The organism is Aquicoccus sp. SU-CL01552 (assembly GCF_040365005.1).
Lineage (GTDB): Bacteria > Pseudomonadota > Alphaproteobacteria > Rhodobacterales > Rhodobacteraceae > Antarcticimicrobium.
Genome location: NZ_BAABWV010000010.1, coordinates 18721 through 38153 on the forward strand (window position 1 = coordinate 18721; position 19433 = coordinate 38153).

18 protein-coding genes are annotated in these 19433 nt (G+C 64.7%); 4 read left to right on the top strand and 14 right to left on the bottom strand.

Annotated elements, in window-relative coordinates; translation table 11 throughout:
• Positions 1–265 precede the first annotated feature (265 nt).
• The 3 genes from ABWV23_RS12370 (at position 266) to ABWV23_RS12380 (ending at position 1267) form a co-directional block, all read left to right on the top strand.
• The gene (locus ABWV23_RS12370; RefSeq protein WP_353348147.1) at positions 266–565 is read left to right on the top strand and encodes a hemerythrin domain-containing protein; all 300 of its coding nucleotides are present in this window, start codon (positions 266–268) and stop codon (positions 563–565) included.
• Entirely contained in the window at positions 565–969 is a 405-nt protein-coding gene (locus ABWV23_RS12375) for a DUF488 domain-containing protein (RefSeq protein ID WP_353348149.1), read from the top strand. Before ABWV23_RS12370 ends, ABWV23_RS12375 begins: the two co-directional genes overlap by 1 nt.
• Positions 970–1069: 100 nt before the next feature.
• Positions 1070–1267 carry a hypothetical protein gene (locus tag ABWV23_RS12380; RefSeq protein WP_353348151.1) on the top strand — a complete coding sequence of 66 codons (198 nt, stop codon included), beginning with the start codon at positions 1070–1072 and terminating at the stop codon, positions 1265–1267.
• Between the two features lie 101 nt (positions 1268–1368).
• Here the strand turns inward: ABWV23_RS12380 and ABWV23_RS12385 are convergent, their stop codons facing one another.
• The 14 genes from ABWV23_RS12385 to ABWV23_RS12450 all read right to left on the bottom strand — a co-directional run bounded on the left by ABWV23_RS12385 (position 1369) and on the right by ABWV23_RS12450 (position 18443).
• Positions 1369–3393 carry a DEAD/DEAH box helicase gene (locus tag ABWV23_RS12385; RefSeq protein WP_353348153.1) on the bottom strand — a complete coding sequence of 675 codons (2025 nt, stop codon included), beginning with the start codon at positions 3391–3393 and terminating at the stop codon, positions 1369–1371.
• Between the two features lie 165 nt (positions 3394–3558).
• Complete coding sequence (locus ABWV23_RS12390; RefSeq protein ID WP_353348155.1) at positions 3559–4311, bottom strand: ABC transporter ATP-binding protein; 753 nt, start codon at positions 4309–4311, stop codon at positions 3559–3561.
• Positions 4308–5171, bottom strand: coding sequence for an ABC transporter ATP-binding protein (locus ABWV23_RS12395; protein ID WP_353348157.1), 864 nt, complete (start codon positions 5169–5171; stop codon positions 4308–4310). Before ABWV23_RS12395 ends, ABWV23_RS12390 begins: the two co-directional genes overlap by 4 nt.
• The gene (nikC, locus tag ABWV23_RS12400) at positions 5171–6082 is read right to left on the bottom strand and encodes a nickel transporter permease (RefSeq protein WP_353348159.1); all 912 of its coding nucleotides are present in this window, start codon (positions 6080–6082) and stop codon (positions 5171–5173) included. The genes ABWV23_RS12395 and nikC overlap by 1 nt, the downstream gene beginning before the upstream one ends.
• Complete coding sequence (locus ABWV23_RS12405) at positions 6079–7137, bottom strand: ABC transporter permease (RefSeq protein ID WP_353348161.1); 1059 nt, start codon at positions 7135–7137, stop codon at positions 6079–6081. Before ABWV23_RS12405 ends, nikC begins: the two co-directional genes overlap by 4 nt.
• Positions 7138–8733 carry an ABC transporter substrate-binding protein gene (locus ABWV23_RS12410; RefSeq protein ID WP_353348163.1) on the bottom strand — a complete coding sequence of 532 codons (1596 nt, stop codon included), beginning with the start codon at positions 8731–8733 and terminating at the stop codon, positions 7138–7140.
• A gap of 23 nt (positions 8734–8756) precedes the next feature.
• Positions 8757–9806, bottom strand: a complete 1050-nt coding sequence (locus tag ABWV23_RS12415) for a dipeptidase (RefSeq protein ID WP_353348164.1) — start codon at positions 9804–9806, stop codon at positions 8757–8759.
• A 208-nt stretch (positions 9807–10014) separates the two neighbouring features.
• A complete protein-coding gene (locus tag ABWV23_RS12420) occupies positions 10015–11400 on the bottom strand; it encodes a M20 family metallopeptidase (protein WP_353348166.1) in 1386 nt (461 codons plus the stop codon).
• A gap of 2 nt (positions 11401–11402) precedes the next feature.
• Complete coding sequence (locus ABWV23_RS12425; protein WP_353348168.1) at positions 11403–12980, bottom strand: gamma-glutamyltransferase; 1578 nt, start codon at positions 12978–12980, stop codon at positions 11403–11405.
• 1 nt (position 12981) lies between these two features.
• On the bottom strand, positions 12982–13986 hold the full coding sequence (locus ABWV23_RS12430) for an ABC transporter ATP-binding protein (RefSeq protein WP_353348170.1): 1005 nt from the start codon (positions 13984–13986) through the stop codon (positions 12982–12984).
• The gene (locus tag ABWV23_RS12435; RefSeq protein ID WP_353348172.1) at positions 13983–14978 is read right to left on the bottom strand and encodes an ABC transporter ATP-binding protein; all 996 of its coding nucleotides are present in this window, start codon (positions 14976–14978) and stop codon (positions 13983–13985) included. Before ABWV23_RS12435 ends, ABWV23_RS12430 begins: the two co-directional genes overlap by 4 nt.
• A 4-nt stretch (positions 14979–14982) precedes the next feature.
• The gene (locus tag ABWV23_RS12440) at positions 14983–15885 is read right to left on the bottom strand and encodes an ABC transporter permease (protein WP_353348174.1); all 903 of its coding nucleotides are present in this window, start codon (positions 15883–15885) and stop codon (positions 14983–14985) included.
• A 2-nt stretch (positions 15886–15887) separates the two neighbouring features.
• The gene (locus tag ABWV23_RS12445; protein ID WP_353348176.1) at positions 15888–16805 is read right to left on the bottom strand and encodes an ABC transporter permease; all 918 of its coding nucleotides are present in this window, start codon (positions 16803–16805) and stop codon (positions 15888–15890) included.
• A gap of 120 nt (positions 16806–16925) precedes the next feature.
• Positions 16926–18443, bottom strand: coding sequence for an ABC transporter substrate-binding protein (locus tag ABWV23_RS12450; RefSeq protein ID WP_353348178.1), 1518 nt, complete (start codon positions 18441–18443; stop codon positions 16926–16928).
• Between the two features lie 173 nt (positions 18444–18616).
• On the opposite strand from ABWV23_RS12450, the gene ABWV23_RS12455 reads away from it, so the two are divergent.
• Positions 18617–19423 carry an IclR family transcriptional regulator gene (locus ABWV23_RS12455; protein ID WP_353348180.1) on the top strand — a complete coding sequence of 269 codons (807 nt, stop codon included), beginning with the start codon at positions 18617–18619 and terminating at the stop codon, positions 19421–19423.
• The last annotated feature ends 10 nt before the right edge of the window (positions 19424–19433 follow it).

Genomic DNA, 19433 nt, shown 5'->3' on the forward strand with positions numbered 1-19433 from the left:
GACGGCTTTGTCGACCCGCGCCTCTGTAATGGGTATTTGCAATGCCGATTGCGGGAATATAACATGATGCGAAGTTCAAATCCTTGGGGATTCGATGCCATCCGCCGAGTTGCAGGTCATGTTTGCGCGCCGGAACCGGACCGCTGCGACCGGGACGATATGGCGCAACGCATGTCATCGAACGCGCCGAGCGGGTCGCGCGCTCCATATGGCGGCCGAGGGCGCAAAACCCGGAACCTCCCCGCTCTGATCGGAGGATACTGACATGACGCAACTGACACCCCCAGAAGATCCGGCAGATCTGATCCGCTTCATCGAAGTCGAATACCACGCAAAACACCGCGCCCAGTTGCCCGAACTGGCGGCCCAGTCGGAAAAGGTGGAAATCGTCCAGGATGTTCCTGCCGGTTTGGCCAACCTATTGCGCCGGATGATCGGCGAGCTGGAGGGGCACATGAAGAAAGAGGAGTTGATCCTGTTCCCCGCCATTCGCAACGCGCCGGTGGGGTCGGATGCCCTGAAGGCGGTGGAGCTGATGGACGGCGCGGACAAGCAGGACAGCTGATGCCGACCAGACCGCCCGTCCCCGACACCCCCGCCGAGCGCATCCGCATCAAGCGGATCTATCGTGCGGCGCGGGTCTCGGATGGCAAGCGGGTCCTGGTCGACCGCCTCTGGCCGCGCGGCGTGGCCAAGGACCGCGCCCGGCTGTTCGACTGGTACAAGGACATCGCGCCAAGCGACGCGCTGCGGCATTGGTTTCATGCCAATCCCGGTCAGTGGCAGGAATTCAGCACCCGCTACCGCGCGGAACTCGCCACACGGTGCGATCTGGTCCGGGCACTTGCCGGGTATGCGCAGGATGATGTCGTCACCCTGCTCTATGCCTCGAAGGACGAGGATCACAACAACGCCATCGTGTTACGGGACTACCTGCGCCAATGGTTGGAAGGGGAGGGGCGAAGGTGATCCGCAATTTTCCTCTCGCCGCCACGCGCGGACGCGAAAGGGTCACGCAAGCCCGGCACGCCCTGCAAGGCACCGCTCGAATCACGCCCGAGGCGATGCCATGAGCGATGCGTTCAAGAGCTTTCGCTGCTGCGCCGGCTTTTCCTCGCCGCCCAGCGATGATGGCGCGACCGCGCAAGAGGGTTTCGATCCGCCAGAGGTGGAGCCGGAACAATCGCGCGATGCCGCAGGGTCGGACAAGGACGGGCGCCTTCACCTGCGCACCGCGCGCCTGAAATCGTCAGGGTTTGAGAGCTAGGGCGCTGGTAGCAATCAACGCTCCCAACCGTTCGTACAAAACACGGGTGATTTCGTACAAGACGCGGAACGCGATCGGCTTGGCGATGCCCCCGCCAAGGCTCATCCCTTGCGACGCGGCGGATGCCCCCCGCCCTTGGGCCCCGGCTCGCCGGGTTTTCCCTTGGGTTTGCCCGCCTTGCCCTTGAAACCGGGCTTTGCATCGGATTTCGCATTGGATCTCGGCGCCCCTTTGCCGCCGGCTTCTTTGCCAGGGCGGCCCCAGACCGCCTTTGCACCGGCTGGACGGGCGGGCTTGACCACGAGAGTTCCCGAAGGTCGGGGCGGCGATTTGGGGGCGGGCTTCTCCGCGCGGGGCGGTTTTGCATGCTCCGGTTTCGCAGGCCTCTCTTCTGGCCGGCGGTCTGGCCGGGGCGCGTCGCCTGCCGGCCCTTTGGGTTTGCGCGGCGGTTTGCCGGGGCCCTTGCCAAAGGATTTGTCACGATCAAAGGGTGGTTTGCCCCGGCCCTTGCCCTTGTCCCGGTCAAAGGACGGACGCGTTTGCGCGGCCTCCGGTACACCGTCCACGGCGGCGGCGGTCACGTCATCCTCCAGCACGTTGTCGGGGCCAAGCTGGTCAAAGAATCCGGCGACCGCGGACTCGGACAATTCGACGAAGCTTTCGCTGTCGGACACCCGGATCTTGCCGATCTGCGATTTGTCGAGGTTCCCAGCGCGGCACAGCAGCGGCAGCAGCCAGCGCGGTTCGGCGTTGCGGTCCCGGCCAATCGACAGCTTGATCCATGCGGAGGGGCCAAACTCCACCCGGGGCGCACGGTCTGCGGCGCGGGTGGGCGGCGCGCCCAACTCTTCCGGGGCGGAACGCCCACCGAGGTAGAGCCGCTGACAGGCGATGGCGATCTGCTCGGGGGTAAAACCCGCCAGCACGCGGTTGGCAAAGGCGGTTTCCTCGTCGGTTGCGGGATCGGTCCAGACCGGGTCGGCCAACAGGCGGGCCTCGTCCTTTTCGCGGATCTCCTCGGGGGTGGGGGCAAAGCCCCAGGTCGCCTCGATCTTCGCCCATTTGAGAAGGCGCTCCGCCTTGCGCACGGCCTTGTCGGGCACGATCAGCGCCGCGGTCCCCTTGCGCCCGGCGCGACCGGTCCGCCCGGACCGGTGCAACAGCCCTTCGGTGTTGGTCGGCAGATCCGCATGCACCACGAGTTCGAGGTTCGGCAGGTCGATCCCCCGGGCGGCAACATCCGTCGCGACACAGACCCGGGCCCGACCGTCCCGCAACGCCTGAAGCGCATGGCTGCGTTCGTCCTGGCTCAGCTCACCGGAAATCGAGACAACCGCGAATCCCCGGTTGGAGAACCGGGCGGTCAGACGCGCGACGGCGGCACGGGTATTGGCAAAGACGATGGCGGTTTGCGCATCATGCAACCGCAGCAGGTTGATGATCGCATGTTCGACATCCTTCTGGGCGACCTGGATCGCCCGGTATTCAATGTCGGTATGCTGTTTCCCGCCGGTCAGCGTGGTGATGCGAACGGCGTCGCGCTGGTAATTGGTGGCCAGGTCCGCGATCGGCTTGGAGACTGTGGCCGAGAACAACAGGGTACGCCGATCCGACGGCGCCGCGCCCAGCATGAATTCAAGATCTTCGCGAAATCCCAGGTCCAGCATTTCGTCCGCTTCGTCCAGCACCACCGCCCGCAGGGACGACAGGTCCAGCGCCCCGCGTTCGATATGGTCGCGCAACCGCCCCGGCGTGCCCACGACGATATGCGCGCCACGATCCAGCGTGCGGCGTTCGCTGCGCGGATCCATGCCGCCGATGCAGGACACGACCTGCGCCTGCGTCTTTTCGTACAGCCAGGCCAGTTCGCGTTGCACCTGCAGGGCCAGTTCCCGCGTGGGTGCCACCACCAGCGCCAGTGGCGCGGCGGCGCGCGGCAGGATGTCAGCCTCTCCCAGCAGGGTGGGCGCGATGGCGAGCCCGAATCCCACGGTCTTGCCCGACCCCGTCTGCGCCGATACCAGCAGGTCGGACTGCGCGTATTCGGCAGCGGTGACCGCCGTTTGTACATCGGTCAACGTGTCATATCCACGTGCGGCGAGCGCATCGAGAAGCGGTTTGGTCATTCGGGGGGGTTCCTGGGCGTCGGGCCGCGCGTGCGGCGCAAAAAATTTTCTATACAGATTCCACCGCGATTCGTCCATGACCTTGTCCGATCCGTGGTGGAACCACCCCGTCGCCCGTGGGGCTTGTCGAGGGCAAAGGGGCTGGCGGGTGTGCGCGTGGCCCCGTCACCGGATCGAGTTGATCGAGCTTTCCAGAAGATGCCGTGTATAGGGTTCGCGCGCCTTCTGGCGGCGCATGTCGTCCACTGCGAGAACCTCGACGAAACGGCCTTCCTGCATCACGCCGATGCGTTCGCACAGATGCCCCACGACGCCCAGATCATGCGAGACCATGACATAGGTCAGCTTGTGTTCCTGGCGAAGGTCGGTCAACAGGTTCAGGATCTCGGCCTGGACCGAGACGTCCAGCGCCGAGGTCGGTTCGTCCAGCAGCACGATGGCCGGATCGCAGGCCAGGGCGCGTGCGATGGCGACGCGTTGCCGCTGGCCGCCTGACAACTGGTGCGGATATCGGAACCGGAAACCGGGGCCGAGGCCGACGTCGTCCAGCAGCCGCCCGATGCGGGTGTCGATGTCCTGCACGCCGTGCAGGGCCATCGCCTCGGACAGAACCCGGTCGACCGTCTGGCGCGGATGCAGCGAGGCATAGGGATCCTGGAATACCATCTGGACCTTGCGGTAGAACGCCTTGCTGCGCCGTGCACCCAGGGCCTCGCCCGCCACCGTCATCTGGCCGGACCATGTCGGCACCAGCCCGGCGATGGCACGCAGGATGGTGGACTTGCCCGAGCCGCTTTCGCCAACGAGGCCGAAACTTTCACCGTCGGCCACCTGGAAGCTCACGTCGCGCACGGCATCGGAGCGGTCGGCACCATGGCCGAACCAGACGTCGAGGTTGCGGATGTCGATGGCGCTCATGTCCGGGCACTCACGGAAGGGGCCTCGCGCCAGGCGGGGTCGCGTTTCAGAACCTCCAGCCGGGCGCGGGGATGTTCCAGGTCGGGCACCGAGTTCAGCAGCCCGAGCGTGTAGGGATGCTGCGCATTGCGCAACTCGCCGGCCTTGCAGGTCTCGACGATGCGGCCGGCGTACATGATGGCGATGCGGTCGCAGAACTTGGCGACGAGGTTCAGGTCGTGGCTGATGAACATCAATCCCATGCCCCGGTCGCGCACCAGCTTGTCCATGATGTCGAGCACCTGCAGCTGCACCGAGACGTCCAGCGCCGAGGTCGGTTCATCCGCAATCAGGATCTCGGGATTTGGCAGCAGCATCATGGCGATCATGATCCGCTGTCCCATGCCGCCGGAGACCTCGTGCGGGTAGAGGTCGAGAACCCGCGCGGGATCGCGGATTGCCACCTCGTCCAGCATCTCCAGGGCGCGCTTGCGGGCCTCGCCGCGCGAGACGGGTTCATGTGCGCGCAAGGCCTCGACGAGTTGCTGGCCCACGGTCATCACCGGGTTCAGCGAGAACTTGGGGTCCTGCATGATCATCGACACGCGCCCGCCGCGCAGCTGGCGCATGCGTTTCTCGGGTGCGGTCAGGATATCCTCTCCATGAACCTCCAGCCGGTCGGCCTCGATCATGCCAGGCGGGCGGATCAGCCGCAGGACGGCGCGGCCGGTCATCGACTTGCCCGAGCCGCTTTCGCCGACGATGCCCAGACGCTCGCGGCCCAGCGTGAAGGACACGCCGCGCACCGCATCGAAGACACCGGTGCGGGTCTGGAACCGGACCCAGAGGTTTTCGACATCCAGAAGCGGTGCCTGCGTCATCAGTTACCCTCCTTGGGGTCGAGGACATCGCGCAACCCGTCTCCCAGCAGGTTGAAGGCCAGGCTGATGGCGAAGATCGCGATCCCGGGGATCGTGGCGACCCACCAGGAATCGAGGATGTACTTGCGTCCCTCCGAGATCATCGCCCCCCATTCCGGGCTGGGCGGTTGCGCGCCAAGGCCGAGGAACCCGAGGCCCGCCGCCGTCAGGATGATGCCCGCCATGTCGAGCGTCACGCGGATCACCAGCGACGAGATGCACAGGGGCCAGATATGCCGGGTGACGATGCGCAGGGGCCCGGCGCCCTGAAGCTTGATCGCGTGGATATAGTCGGAATTGCGGATGGTCAGCGTCTCGGCCCGCGCGATACGGGCATAGGGTGGCCAGGCGGTGAGCGAGATTGCCAGCACCGCGTTCTCGATCCCCGCCCCCAGCGCCGCGACGAAGGCCAGCGCCAGGATCAGTCGCGGGAAGGCAAGAAAGATGTCGGTGATCCGCATCAGCAACACGTCGATCCAGCCGCCGGCATAGCCCGCGACCGTACCGACGATCAGCCCGACGACCGGCGCCACCATGACCACCAGCGCCACGATATAAAGCGAGATCCGCGCACCGTAGAGCAGGCGCGAATAGATGTCCCGCCCGAGGCTGTCGGTGCCGAAAAGATGGTTGCCCTCACCTGGCGCCAGCAGACGTTGGCCGAGGTCCTGGGTAAAGGGATCCTGGGTGGCGAGGAGCGGCGCGAAGATCGCCGCCAGAATGAGGATGGCAAGCACCATCAGTCCCAGCATCGCCAGCGTGTTGGAACGGAAGGTCAGCCACCCCTTGTACCACGCCGCGAACCGCGCCTGACGGCGGGACGTGGGCTCTTCGCTGAGCAGCCATTGGCGCAGTCCTTGAGAGGTTGTCATTTGGCCCTCGGGTCGAAGAAGCGGTAAAGCAGGTCGGAAAAGATGTTGATCCCCACGAAGATGGTCCCGATCACGATGGTGCCGCCCAGCACCGAGTTCATGTCATTGGCCAGCAGCGAGGTGGTGATGTACTGCCCCAGGCCCGGCCAGGCAAAGATGATCTCGGTCAGCACCGACCCCTCGAGCAGGTTGGCATAGGCCAGCGCGATCACTGTCACCAGCTGGATGCGGATGTTGCGAAAGGCATGGCCCCAGATCACCTGCCATTCGCCCAGCCCCTTGACCCGCGCGGTAGTGACATATTCCGAGCCGAGCTGCTCCAGCATGAACGACCGCGTCATGCGGCTGATGTAGGCAAGGCTGTAATACCCCAGCAGCGAGGCGGGCAGGATGATATGCGAGAAGGCGTCGCGAAAAACGGCCCACTCCCCGCGCAGCGCGCTATCCACCAGCAACATGCCGGTGATCGGTTCGACGACACCCTGGTAGAAAATGCCCAATCGACCGGGACCGGCAACCCAGCCGAGGATGCCGTAGAAGATCAGCAGCCCCACGAGACCGAGCCAGAAGATCGGCATCGAATACCCGATGAGGCCCACGAAACGCGCCAGCTGGTCGATCCAGCTGCCCCGCCGGACGGCGGCCAGCACCCCCAGCGGAACGCCAAGAACGACACCGAAAATCGTCCCCAGCGTGGCCAATTCAAGTGTCGCGGGAAAGACGCGCGCGATGTCGGTCGTGACCTGTTGCCCGGTGCGGATCGACTTGCCCAAATCGCCGTGCAGGACGTCGTTCACGTAGATCCCGAATTGCACCAGCAGCGGCTGGTCCAGCCCGAGGTCGCGAAAGGTCTGATCGTATTGCGCCTGCGTCGCCCGTTCGCCGATCACCGCCAAGACCGGGTCGATCGGCATCACGCGGCCGATCATGAAGGTCACGAAAAGCAGGCCGAGGATCGTCGCCGCCACGGTCGCGGCCGTGGCCAGCGTCTTTTTCAGCCAGGGAGGGAAGGACGGCACAAGCCGTCCTTCGCCACGTGCAGGGGCATTGGCCATCTACTTGGTGATCACCCAGTAGGAGACCGCCGTCGTGGCGCCGCCGGCAACGAAGTTCTCGACGTTCGCACGCATCCCGTTCTGCTCGATCTTCTGGAACATCACGCCGAAGGGGCTGACCTTCTGATGCTCGCGCTGCAACTCAAGGTACATCTCGCGACGCGTGTCGGTGTCGTTCTCGACCACGGCGGCCAAGGTCTTTTCGCTCATCTCCGGGATGCCCCAGGCATTGCGCCAGGCCAGCAGACCGGTCGCGCCCGCCTCGTCGCTGTTGTCGGGGTTAAAGGCAAAGGTGCCCGCGTTGGTGTTCGGGTCCGGATAGTCCGGGCCCCAGGCGCCGAGATAGATGTCATGCTCACGCGCACGATAGCGGTCCAAGGTTTGCGCCCCGGTGCCCACGATCAGCTCGACATCGCAGCCGAGCTGCCCCCAGGTGTTCTGCAGCGACTGGGCGATGTCGATCCGCTCCTGCGCGTCCCGGACCGAGATCTTGATCGGCCCGCAGTCGGGAAAGCCGGACTCGGCCAGCGCGGCCTTGGCGGCGTCCATGTCGTAGGAGAACGGCTTTTCGTCCAGCGCGCCGAGGAAGGTCAGCGGCAGGAAGGCCTGGTGCACCGTGTACTGCCCCTTGAGGAACGAGTTCGACATGCCCTCGTAATCGGTCGCCAACTTGAGCGCCTCGATCACCTTCGGATCGGCCAGCATTTCCTTTTTCTGGTTGGCCGAGAAATACATCAGGCGGCCGCGCAACTCGTCGATCACCTTGACACCATCGACACCTTCGAGCCCGGCGACGTCCTCGGTCGACAGGTTGCGCGCAACGTCGATATCGCCGCGTTCCAGTTGCAGGCGTTGGGTTGCGCTTTCCTGGATATGCTGGACGATCACCCGCTCCATCGCCGGTTTCTCGCCGCCGTATTTCGGGTTCAGGTCCATCAACACGCTTTCGCTGGGCTTCCAGCTGACCACCTTGTAGGGGCCCGAGCCGGCGGTGTTGGTGCGCAGCCAAGCGTTGCCCATGTCGCCGTCGACCTCGTTGGCCATCGCGGTTTCCATGTCGACGATGCCGCCGATGGTGGCGGTCAGGCAGTTCAGGACAAAGGACAGCGCATAGGGTTTGTCCAGCGTCAGCACCAGCGTCTTGTCGTCGGTGGCGACAATCGTCTGTTCGACGTTATCCGGCGTGAAGCCGAACTGCGTCAGGATGAAGGACGGTGTCTTGTTCAACTGCACCGCGCGGCGCAGCGAAAACTCAGCATCCTTCGCCGTCACCGGGTTGCCCGAGGCAAAGACATGCCCCTCGGCCATGGTAAAGGTGATGGTCTTGCCGTCCTCGGAGATTTCCCAGCTTTCGGCCAGCTGCGGCTGATACCCGGCGTCGAGGTCGAGCGGGTCGAAGTTGACGAGCTTTTCATAGACGTTGCGGCTGACATCGGCGCCGGCGAATTCGAAGCTTTCGGCCGGATCGAAGGTCTTGATGTCGTCGATCCGGTTGGCGATCACCAGCATGTTCGGCGGCGTTTCGGCAAAGCCGGGCACGGCGGTCCCCATGGCCAGCGTGGCTGCGACCGCGGCCGCGACGAAGGTCTGTTTCATTGTCGTTCTCCCCGTTTTCGGTTTCATTCGCCCCACGTCAGGCGCAGGACCCGCAACCAGTTGCCATGGGTGATCTTGGCCAGCAGGCCATCGTCCACCCCATGCGATTGAAGCGCTTCGGTCAGGTTGGGCAGGCCGGCGCAATCCGTGATCGGATCAGGGACCAGCGCCCCGTCGAAATCCGATCCGAAACCAACGCGATCCTCGCCCAGTCTTTCGACCAGATGGTCAAAATGTCGGAGCAATATGTCAAGACCAAACTCCGCGTCCATGCATCCGTCCGGCCTCAGGAAGGCGCTTGCAAAATTGATGCCCACCATTCCATCGCTGTCGCGGATCATGTCCAGCTGCCGGTCGGTCAGGTTGCGCGCGTGGGGGCAAATGCTCCAGGCGTTCGAATGGGTGGCGACAAGCGGCGCGTCGGTGATCGCGGCGACGTCCTCGACCCCTTTCGCGTTCAGGTGCGACAGGTCCACGACGATCTTCAGCCGGCTGCATTCCCGAACCAGCGCCTTGCCCGCCTCGGTCAGGCCCGGGCCGATATCCGGATCGGAGGGGTAGCGGAAGGGCACGCCATGGCCCCAGACCGTGTCGCGGCTCCAGACCGGTCCGAGCGAGCGCAGCCCGCGCGCGTGCCAGGCATGCAGACGTTCGAAATCGCGGTCGATGGCCTCGGCGCCCTCGATATGGGCAACGGCGGCCATTTCCTCGGCGGGCAGGGCGGCCTCGACCTCGGCGGCGGTGCGGCAGAGCCGGATCGCCCCCGCACTTTCAAGATCGTCCAGCGCGGCAAAGCCGCGTTCTGTCCAGCCGACGGCCTCCTCTTCGGAAACCGGCGCGGGCAGCGGGATGTCATAGGGCGGGTGGCGCATCTCGTCGTGGCTCAGCGAATTATCGCTGGGGCTGGGAACGAAGATCGCGAACATGCCCCCGCCGAACCCGCCGCGCTGTGCGCGAGGCTTGTCGATATGGCCATCCGGCAGGCCCGAGGCCACGCCTTGGGCAGTCACCTTGCCGCGCAACAGGCGCAGCAGCAGGTCATTATGGCCGTCGAAAAAGGGAAATCTGGTCATTGGCTTTTCTGTCTGGTTGTGCCTTAGGGGGGGGGCGTCGGCTCAAGCCCGGTAGGACCGCTTCACGCGGTTCGCCCCGGCTGTCATCGGTGCCGGAAAATCGCCGCGCGGAACGGGACCTACGAACATCGGGTTGCCACCCGTGCGAAAAGCTTCGGCCAATCCGATCGTGTCCGCAAGCCGAATCCGCGCCTGCCCTCCGGAGGCCTCAGCGCGGGCAGCCACCGGCGCCGATATCCCAGAACACCCCGGCCATTAGTCGCAAAGCATCGCGGCACACCGGCTTGAGCACATGTTCGTTCGGGGCGTGCTGCGAACAGCTCCGGTAGGAATGCGGAATCCAGACGGTCGGCAGGCCAAGGATATCGGCAAAGGCGTCATTGGGCAGCGATCCGGCCAGGTTGGGCAGGACATGCGGTGGCTGACCCGCTGTCCGCTCCAGCGACGTCGCCACGAAAGTCACCCAGGGATGATCCGGATTCAGCCGCGTGGCGGGGAAAAAACCCCGGTCATGCTGCACGATCTGGACCGCCTCAAAGCCATGCGCATCCAGGTGGCGGCGCAGCGCGGGCAGGACGTCGTCAGGGTCGGTGCCCACCACGAACCGCAGCTGGCAGGTGGCCCGCGCATGGGCCGAAATCGCGTTCACCGGGGCTTCGGGCACACCGCTTTTCATCGCCAGGATCGCGAAGCTGTTCCAGCCATAGGCGCGCTCGGCCGGGGTCAGGCTTTCCTCGCCCCAATCAGGATCGATTGCCGGGCCATCGCCGCTCTCGATCGGCAGGTCGCGCAGCGCCGCGCGCACCGCGTCGGTCAGGCTGTCGGGCCGCCATTCAGGAATCCGGATCTGACCACGCGCGTCGGTGATGGTGGACAGCGCCTGTGCCAGGATCATCGCCGGATCGGCCAGAAGCCCGCCCCAGTTGCCCGAATGGTGTGCGCCCTCGCGCAGATCTACCACCAGATCGAAACTGGTGCCGCCGCGCGATCCCATGAACATGGTGGGCGTTTCGGGCTGCAGGCGCGGTCCGTCCGAGGCGATCAGGACATCGGCGCTCAGCGCGTCCTTGTGTTGCTCGAAAAAGGCGTGCAGGCCGGGCGAGCCGGTTTCCTCGCCGGTTTCGATCACCACCTTGCAGTTGAACCCCAGCTTGCCCCGCGTCTTCAACACGGCCTCGAGCCCGGCAAGGTTAATCAGGTGCTGGCCCTTGTTGTCCGCCGTGCCGCGCCCATACAGGCGGTCGCCCTCTTCGGTCAGGCGGAACGGGTGCAGCCCCTCGCGCCATTGGTCGGTTTGCGCGCGGATCACATCGCCATGCCCATAGGTGAGCACGGTGGGCAGATCGTCGCCCTCGTGCCGCTCGGCCACGAGGATCGGACCCGCGCCCGGCTCGGGATTGTCATGCAGTTGCGTTTCGAACCCGAGGCCGGCGAGCCGAGGGATCATCGCCTCGCGCAAGTAACGCACCAGTTCCGGCGCCTGCTCGGGGTTCTGGCTTTCGGTTTCATAGGCCACGAGATCGGCGAGGTCGGCCTGGAACCGGCCCTCGTCGAAATAGGTGGAAATGCGGTCAATCGCGGTTTCTCGTGTCATGCTCAATTCACCTGCGTTTCAGTGACGGCGTCGCCCCAGGGCGACATGATCTCGGTGCAGCCGCTGTTGGTCGTGCCCTTGCGCATTACGCCTGCGGGGCAGGCAAAGGCATAGGGGAAGGGGCTGCGCTTGGTGGTATGCACCGGAAGTTCGGCCTGAAGCGCGGCGAGCACCTCGGGCGGCAGCGTCTCATCCGCCACGATGGTCTTGCCGCCCGACAGGTCGATGCGCGGGTGATGAAAGGTCTCGCCGATACCCATGCCGAAATCGGTTGCGAACGACGCCATCTGCACCATGGCCGAGACGATCTTGCGCCCGCCCGAGGCCCCGAAGGCGAACCGCGTGTCACCGCTCTCGCCCAGGATGGGGCAGACATTCATCAGGCACCGTTTCCCCGGCGCCAGCGAGTTGGGCCGCCCCGGCACCGGATCAAACCACATGATGCCGTTGTTCATCAGCAAGCCGGTCGAGGGCGACACCACCCGCGATCCGAAGATCGACAGCAGGGTCTGCGTCTGCGCCACCATGTTGCCATGCCGGTCCACGACCGAGAAATGCGTGGTGCAGCCCGAATTCGGCTCGGTCTCGCCGGTGTCGCCCATGTTGGCCAGCCGGTTCGTATAGGCCTTGCGCAACCCATCGGCATAGGCGGTAAAGGCCCGGGCGTCCGGTGCATCGCTAAATGCGGCCTGTTCCACAGTGGCCATCGCATCGCGGAAGGTCGGCCCGGCGGTCAGCCCCGGCGCCACGTGGAAACGCGCGTCGCGGTAATCAAAGCTCAACGGGTCGCTGAACTGGGCGCGATAGGTGTGCAGATCCTCCTGACTCAGACAGCCGCCCTTGGCCTGGATATCCGCCACCAGCGCCGCGCCGAGGTCGCCATCGTACAATTCCCGCGCGCCGCCACGGGCGATCTGCTCCAGGCTGTCGGCCATGCGGTTCTGATCCAGCCGTTTTTCTGCCAGCGCGGTCCATCCGCTGATCGTGGGCCATTGCCCATCCTCCAGGAACAGCGCCGCCGCGTCGGGATCGGCGGACAGCGCACGGGTGGCCGAGGCGATGATCAGCGCCGCATACCAGTCCACCAGCAATCCCTCGCGGGCAAAGCCGATGGCCGGGGCGACCAGGTCGGCCCAGGGCATCTTGCCGAAACGCTCGTGCATCTGGCCCATGCCATCCACAAGACCGGGCACCGCCACCGCCGTGGCCCCCTGCACGTTGCGGTCGTCCACCACCTTTTCCCACGGGAACAGGTCGCCGGCCACGCCCTCGCCGCTCAACGGGTAATCTGCCGGATTCAGGCCCTTGGGCGCGCGCATGCCATAGTTCAGTGCCTGCACCTTGCCGGTATCGGCCCGCCACAACATCAACGCCCCGCCGCCGGTTGGCCCGCTCATCCACGGCTCCAGCACACCGATGGCGAAGGAGGTGGCAATCGCCGCGTCTACCGCATCGCCCCCGGCGGCCAGCACCTCGGCCCCGGCCTGGGCGGCGAGGCGGTGCTGAGCAGCGACAACACCATGTTCGGTTTCGATGACGGTTTTGCGGGTCTGCGCGCTACGCGACAGGTTCACGGACATTTCAGGCGGCCTTTTCGTTGTACATTGGACTTTCCGGATCGTGCAGATGGCATTCCACCAACCCCTGATCGGTTCGCACCGGGCGGGGGGCGTGGCCCTTGCAATGGTCGGTGGCCAGCGGGCAGCGCGGATGGAACCGGCAGCCAGACGGCGGGTCGATCGGGTTGGGATAGGCCATGCCAAGCTGGGTATCGGGTACGCCGAGCCCCGGTTCGGGCGTCAGCACCGATTGAAGCAGCGCCTGCGTATAGGGGTGGCGCGCGTGATCGAACAGGCCCGCCACGTCGGCCTCTTCAACGATCCGGCCCAGGTACATGACCGCAACGCGTGTCGCCAGGTGCTCGACCACGGCAAGATCGTGGCTGATGAACAGATAAGTCAGCCCAAATTCGCGTCGCAGATCGCCCAGCAGGTTCAGGATCTGGCTTTGCACCGAGACATCCAGCGCCGAGGTCGGTTCGTCGCAGATCACGATCTCGGGTTTCATGATCAGCGCCCGTGCGATCGCCACCCGCTGACGCTGGCCGCCGGACATCTGGCTGGGATAGGTGTTCATCACCCGCGCCGGCAGACCGACGATATCGAGGATCTCGCGCACCTGTTTTTCCCATTGCGCGTGGTCCCCGATGCCATGCACCCGCAGCGGCAGCGACACGATGTCGAAAATGCTCTTGCGCGGATTGAGCGAGGAATAGGGATCCTGGAAAATCGGCTGGATTCGCCGCGCAAGGCTCAGCCGGTCCTGCGCGCCGATCTCCTGTCCGTCGACCAGGACTTGGCCGCTGGTCGGCGCCTCGAGTCCTAAGAGGATCTTGGCCAGGGTGGATTTGCCGCAGCCGGATTCGCCCACGAGGCCCAGGACCTCGCCGCGCGGCAGCGACAGCGACACATCGTTGACGGCCGTCAACGGTTTCGTCTTGCCGAACAGGCCCTGCTTGACCCTGTAGGTCTTGGCGACGTTGCGCAGTTCCAGAACGGGAGAGGATTGCGGTGTTTGCCCGGTCATGCTGTGGCCTCCTCGACGTGTCGCTTGCCGTCCTCGTGGATACAGCGAAAGGCGTGCCCCGCGCTGCCGTAACGGGGGATATCGCCGCGGCAGGCATCCTCGGCATAGGGGCAGCGGGTGCGAAAGGCACAGCCCTGCACATCGCCGACCAGCGATGGCACGATGCCCGGAATCGTGCCGAGCTTGCTGCCGCGCTCGGTCTTGCCCGGCAGCGGAATGCAGCGCAGCAAACCACGTGTGTAGGGGTGCGACGGCGTGTTGAACACATCTGCCGCCGGCCCGGTTTCGACTAGCTCGCCGGCATACATCACGGCGACCTTGTCGGCCACGCGGGCGACGACGCCCAGGTCGTGGGTGATCAGGATCATCGCCATGTTCATCTCGCGCCCCAGATCGTAAAGCAGCCGCAGGATCTGGGCCTGGATGGTCACATCCAGCGCGGTGGTGGGTTCATCGGCGATGATCAGCTCGGGCTCGCACATCAGGGCCATGGCGATCATCACCCGCTGGCGCAACCCGCCTGACAACTGGTGGGGATATTGCGACAGGCGGCTTTCGGCGGCGGTGATGCCGACCTTTTCCAACAGCTCGACCGCACGGGCTCGGGCGGCCTCGCGGCCCACCGGCTTGTGAAGCAACAGCGCCTCGGTCAGCTGATCGCCGATCGTGTAGGCCGGGTTGAGCGATGTCATCGGTTCCTGGAAGATCATCGACATCCGCGCGCCGCGCAGGGTTCGCATGGTGCGCGGGTTTGCGCGGGTCAGGTCGGTCCCATCGAAGTCCATCCGATCGGCGGTGCGGCGAATGGTTTTGCCCAGCAGGCCCATCACCGCCAGCGAGGTCAGCGATTTGCCCGATCCGCTTTCGCCGACGATACAGAGGGTTTCGCCTCGGTTCAGGTCAAAGTCGATGCCGCGCACCGCATGCAGGGTGCCGCCGCCGACGGGAATGTCGATGGTCAGGTTACGGACGCTCAGCAGAGGTTTTTCCATTGTCTCAGCTCCGGTTTTCCGGGGCGGTCACGTCGCGCAGACCGTCGCCCATGAGGTTGATCGCAAGCACCAGAAGGAACAGCACCGCCCCGGGGATGAGCACCAGCCACGGCTCGAACAGCATCATGTTCTTGCCTTCCGAGACCATCAGGCCCCAGCTGGGCGTCGGCGGTTGCACCCCGAGCCCGAGGAAGGACAACGCCGCCTCGAGCAGGATGGCATGGGCCATTTCCAGCGTGACGACGACAATCAGGTTGTTGGCGATGTTCGGCATCATCTCCGACAGGATCACCCGCGGGGTCGAGGCGCCAATGGCGCGCGCGGCGGCCACGTATTCGCGTCGGCGCACCTGCAGGGTCGAGGCGCGCATGACCACGGCGAAGCGATCCCACAACAGCAGGCCCAGAACCGCGATGACCACCTGCAGCGACCCGCCCATGATGGCCACCACGGCCAGCGCCACCAGCACCACCGGCATGGCCAGCCGGACGTTGATCAGGAAGGTCACGACCATGTCGACGCGCCCGCCGAAATAGCCCGCGGCCACCCCCATGGCGGTGCCGATCACACCCGAGATCAGCGCGGCAATGGTGCCGATCATCAACGAGACGCGGGCCCCGTAGATCAGGCGCGACAGGTAATCGCGGCCCAGGTGATCGGTGCCAAGGGGGTGATCCCATGTGCCGCCCAGGAACACCGGCGGCTCCATCCTGTGCATCAGGCTTTGCGCATAGGGGTCATGCGGGGCCAGCAGCGGCGCGAAAACGGCGACGACCAGCAGGATCGCCAGCACCACGGCGCCGATCAGCAGGCCCTGATGGCCAAGGATGCGCCGGCGCAGCATCTGGCCCGGAGTCGGGCCGGTGATCTCTTGCAGCAGCGGGTCGGTGGTATCGGTGTGCGCCATGGTCAGCTACTCCGCATACGGGGGTCAAGCCAGGCGTTCAGAACGTCGGCCAGAAAGGTGAAAACGATGTAAAACATCGAAAAGACGAGGATCAGCGCCTGCACGGTGGGCAGGTCGTTGCGCGCGATGCTTTCCCAGGCCAGGTAGCCGGCGCCATGCAGCGCAAAGATCGACTCGACCACGATCGAGCCGCCCAGCATGAAGCCCATCTGCACCGCGGCAAGGCTGACCACCGGAATGATCGCATTGCGCAGCGCGTGGCGGAACAGAACGCGGCCCTCGGGGGCGCCCTTGGCCCGCGCGGTGCGGATGTAGTCCGAGGACAGCACATCCAGCATCCCGGCCCGCGTCAGGCGCATGATGGCCGGCATCGCGTAATAACCCAGCACAATCGTCGGCATGATGAAATGTAAGGGCGAGGAGGCGCCGGACGGCGGCAGCCAGCCCAGCTTGATCGCGAAGATCACGATCAGGATCAGCCCGAACCAGAAGCTGGGCATCGCCTGACCGGCCACCGACAGGAACAGCGCCACACGGTCGATGATCGAATTGGGCCGGATCGCGGCGGCCACGCCAAGCGGCACCGCCGTCAGCAGGGCAAAACTGATGCCGCAGGCCCCGAGTATCATCGTCACGCTGAGCCGTTCCGCGATCAGGGACGCGACCGGCAGGCGGAAATAGTAACTTTCGCCAAAATCCCCCTGAAGGGCCGAAAACAGCCAATCTCCATATTGCACCAGCATCGGCCGGTCGAAACCGTAGAGCCTGCGCAACGTTTCGATATCTTCGCCGCTGGCGGTTTCACCGGCCAGCGCCGCCGCCGGATCACCGGCCAGGAACAACAGGCTGAAACTGATGAACGAGACGGTAAAGGCCACCAGTACGGCAAGGCCCAATCGTTTCAGGATGAATGTCAGCACGGGGGGTACCTTTGCGTCATCGCCCGCACGCAAGCCGCGTGCGCGGAGTGGATCGGAAAGAAGGGAGCAACAGGGCAGGGGCCGCGCCATGCGACCCCTGCTCCGGCGTGTCGGTGCGGATCAGTTCCACGTCATGGTGGTAAAGCGCAGAACCTCGTCGGCGGTCGGCGTGTAATCCACCTCCTTGGTGAACACGTAGTTCGTGTTGTACGAGAACATCGGCGCCCAATAGGCCTGATCGGTGATCTGCTTGATGGCCGCGGTATAGTGTTCGATCCGGGTGTCGGGATCGGTCGCGCTGTCGGCCACGTTCAGATCTGCCAGCACCTGATCGTCACGCGCGGTGTCGAGCGAGCCGTGCTTGAAGAACTGGCTGACCATGGCCGAGGCGTCGTTGATCGAGTAGCTTCCCCAGGTTTGGAACGACAGCGGCACCTCGCCCTTCATGTTCAGTTCGCGCAGCGCGGAATACTGCAGGTACTTGAAATCGGTCTTGATGCCGACCGCGTTCAGGTAGCTCATGATCGCTTCGGCATATTCGCGGTTGCGATAGGCATAGAACTCGATCTCGAACCCGTCGGGATAGCCCGCCTCGGCCAGCAGCGCGCGGGCCTTGTCGGGATCGTAGTCATAGCTGACCGCGGCCTCTTCGACACAGCCGAACTGGCTGGGGAAGCAGGGCGTCGAGATGACCTTGGATTTCCCCTTGAGCAGGGCGCCCACCAGTTCTTCGCGGTTGATGGCATGGTTGATGGCCCGGCGCACGCGCACGTCGGTCAACGGGGTGTCGCCCGAACGGCCCGCCGCGTCGAACGCCAGGTAGCCGACGCGCATGGTGGATTCGTTCATCGCGGTGAACTGGTCCATCATGGCCAGTTTCTCGGCCTGGTCGGTGGGCACCTGCCAGATCAGGTCAAGCGAGCCGCTGAACAGCTCGGCCATCTGGGTGTTCACATCGGGAATGGTACGGATGTCGATGTTGGTGATCTCGGGTTGGCCCTTGGGGCTGTCATGGTAGTTCTCGTTCTTTTCCAGCACGAAATGCTGGCCGGGAACCACAGACACCACCTTGTAGGGACCGGTGCCCACGGGCTTGAGGCCCATGCCGCTCGGGCCGACCTCGGCGTAGTACTCGTTGGGATACATCGACACCGGCCCCGACAGGAATTCGATGGCGGCGGGGAATTTTTCCTTGAGCAGGATGCGCACGGTGTAGTCATCGACCTTCTCGGCGGACTTCATCCAGTTCACGTTGCGCTGGGTCTTGACGCCGTTTTCCTCCTTGGCGACGAAATTGACGGTATAGACCACGTCATCGGCGTTAAACGGCTCGCCATTGTGAAAGGTCACACCCTCGCGCAGCTTGAATTCCAGCGTGGTGTCGTCGATCCATTTCCACGAGGTGGCGAGGTTGCCCTTGTACTCGTTGGTGATCGGATCGCGATAGATCAGCCCGTCCCAGACCGCGCGCTGCAACACGACGCCTTCGCGCGAGGAATTGAAGTAGCTGTCGACGTTCTCCAGCTCCTTGGTGAAGGCCACGCGCAGGCTGTCATTGGCCTTTTCGGCCATGGCGGCCCCCGAGGCGGCGATCAGTGCAAGGCTGGCGATTGAGGTCTTGAGCCATGAAGTCTTCATTGGGTGTCTCCCTGTCTTGGTCGGTCGCGAGTAACGATATCCGTGGTCATTTGCAGCTTGATGGCTTGTATCATAATATGATACGCAGCATCTTAATATGATTATTAATTCTGACGTGGCTGGCTGCGTCAACCCCCCTTGATCGTTTCGAGCGGAGAGGCACCGGGAAGCGCATGAAAACAAAGCAGGATACGCTGTACGTCGGATCTCTGGCCAAAGGGCTGCAACTGCTCAGGGCGTTCGACGAGAGCCATACCGAAATGTCCCTGTCGGAACTGGCGCAGCGCAGCGGTCTGGACAAGAGCGCGACACAACGGCTGGCCAACACGCTGCATGTCGAGGGGATGCTGGACAAGGATCCCGCCACGCGGCGCTTTCGTCCGTCGCATGCCTGGCTGCAAATGGCCTATGCCTATTACTGGTCCGACCCCCTGGTCGGGCAGGCCATGCCCAAGCTGATCAGCCTGTCGCAGGACCTGGGCGAAACCGTCAACCTGGCCGAATTGTCTGGCGATCATATCGTCTACGTCAGTCGCCTGCCGTGTAAGCGCACCCAGTTCGCCGCGAGCATCATTGGTCGTCGTCTGCCGGCGCTGAGCACCTCGGCCGGGCGCGCCATGCTGGGGAGTTTTCCCCCCGAAGAACGCCGCAACGCCGTCGAGACCTGGCCGGTCATCCGGCACACCCCGGCCACCACCCTGGACCGCGCGCAGATCGGCGACAGTATCGAACGCGCCGCGCAGCAGGGCTTTGCCATATCCGAGGGGCAGATGATCCTGAAAGAGATCGGCGTCGCGACCCCGATTACCGGACATGACGGGCGGGCGTTTGCGGCGGTGCAATGCTCGGTCTCGGCCCATACCTGGACACGCGAGGCGATCGAGCGCGAGATCATCCCAAAGCTTCAGGATGCCGCCAACGCCATTTCCCCGGCGTTCCAGGCCAACCGCGGCACCGTCGCCCCCGACGGCGCGAGATAGGCAGGGAAGG

What these genes read in the sequence shown, in the direction of transcription:
- ABWV23_RS12370 (WP_353348147.1), top strand. Translation starts at nt 266, where the DNA reads ATGACGCAACTGACACCCCCAGAAGATCCGGCAGATCTGATCCGCTTC.
- ABWV23_RS12375 (WP_353348149.1), top strand. Translation starts at nt 565, where the DNA reads ATGCCGACCAGACCGCCCGTCCCCGACACCCCCGCCGAGCGCATCCGC.
- ABWV23_RS12380 (WP_353348151.1), top strand. Translation starts at nt 1,070, where the DNA reads ATGAGCGATGCGTTCAAGAGCTTTCGCTGCTGCGCCGGCTTTTCCTCG.
- ABWV23_RS12385 (WP_353348153.1), bottom strand. Translation starts at nt 3,393, where the DNA reads ATGACCAAACCGCTTCTCGATGCGCTCGCCGCACGTGGATATGACACG.
- ABWV23_RS12390 (WP_353348155.1), bottom strand. Translation starts at nt 4,311, where the DNA reads ATGAGCGCCATCGACATCCGCAACCTCGACGTCTGGTTCGGCCATGGT.
- ABWV23_RS12395 (WP_353348157.1), bottom strand. Translation starts at nt 5,171, where the DNA reads ATGACGCAGGCACCGCTTCTGGATGTCGAAAACCTCTGGGTCCGGTTC.
- nikC (WP_353348159.1), bottom strand. Translation starts at nt 6,082, where the DNA reads ATGACAACCTCTCAAGGACTGCGCCAATGGCTGCTCAGCGAAGAGCCC.
- ABWV23_RS12405 (WP_353348161.1), bottom strand. Translation starts at nt 7,137, where the DNA reads ATGGCCAATGCCCCTGCACGTGGCGAAGGACGGCTTGTGCCGTCCTTC.
- ABWV23_RS12410 (WP_353348163.1), bottom strand. Translation starts at nt 8,733, where the DNA reads ATGAAACAGACCTTCGTCGCGGCCGCGGTCGCAGCCACGCTGGCCATG.
- ABWV23_RS12415 (WP_353348164.1), bottom strand. Translation starts at nt 9,806, where the DNA reads ATGACCAGATTTCCCTTTTTCGACGGCCATAATGACCTGCTGCTGCGC.
- ABWV23_RS12420 (WP_353348166.1), bottom strand. Translation starts at nt 11,400, where the DNA reads ATGACACGAGAAACCGCGATTGACCGCATTTCCACCTATTTCGACGAG.
- ABWV23_RS12425 (WP_353348168.1), bottom strand. Translation starts at nt 12,980, where the DNA reads ATGTCCGTGAACCTGTCGCGTAGCGCGCAGACCCGCAAAACCGTCATC.
- ABWV23_RS12430 (WP_353348170.1), bottom strand. Translation starts at nt 13,986, where the DNA reads ATGACCGGGCAAACACCGCAATCCTCTCCCGTTCTGGAACTGCGCAAC.
- ABWV23_RS12435 (WP_353348172.1), bottom strand. Translation starts at nt 14,978, where the DNA reads ATGGAAAAACCTCTGCTGAGCGTCCGTAACCTGACCATCGACATTCCC.
- ABWV23_RS12440 (WP_353348174.1), bottom strand. Translation starts at nt 15,885, where the DNA reads ATGGCGCACACCGATACCACCGACCCGCTGCTGCAAGAGATCACCGGC.
- ABWV23_RS12450 (WP_353348178.1), bottom strand. Translation starts at nt 18,443, where the DNA reads ATGAAGACTTCATGGCTCAAGACCTCAATCGCCAGCCTTGCACTGATC.
- ABWV23_RS12455 (WP_353348180.1), top strand. Translation starts at nt 18,617, where the DNA reads ATGAAAACAAAGCAGGATACGCTGTACGTCGGATCTCTGGCCAAAGGG.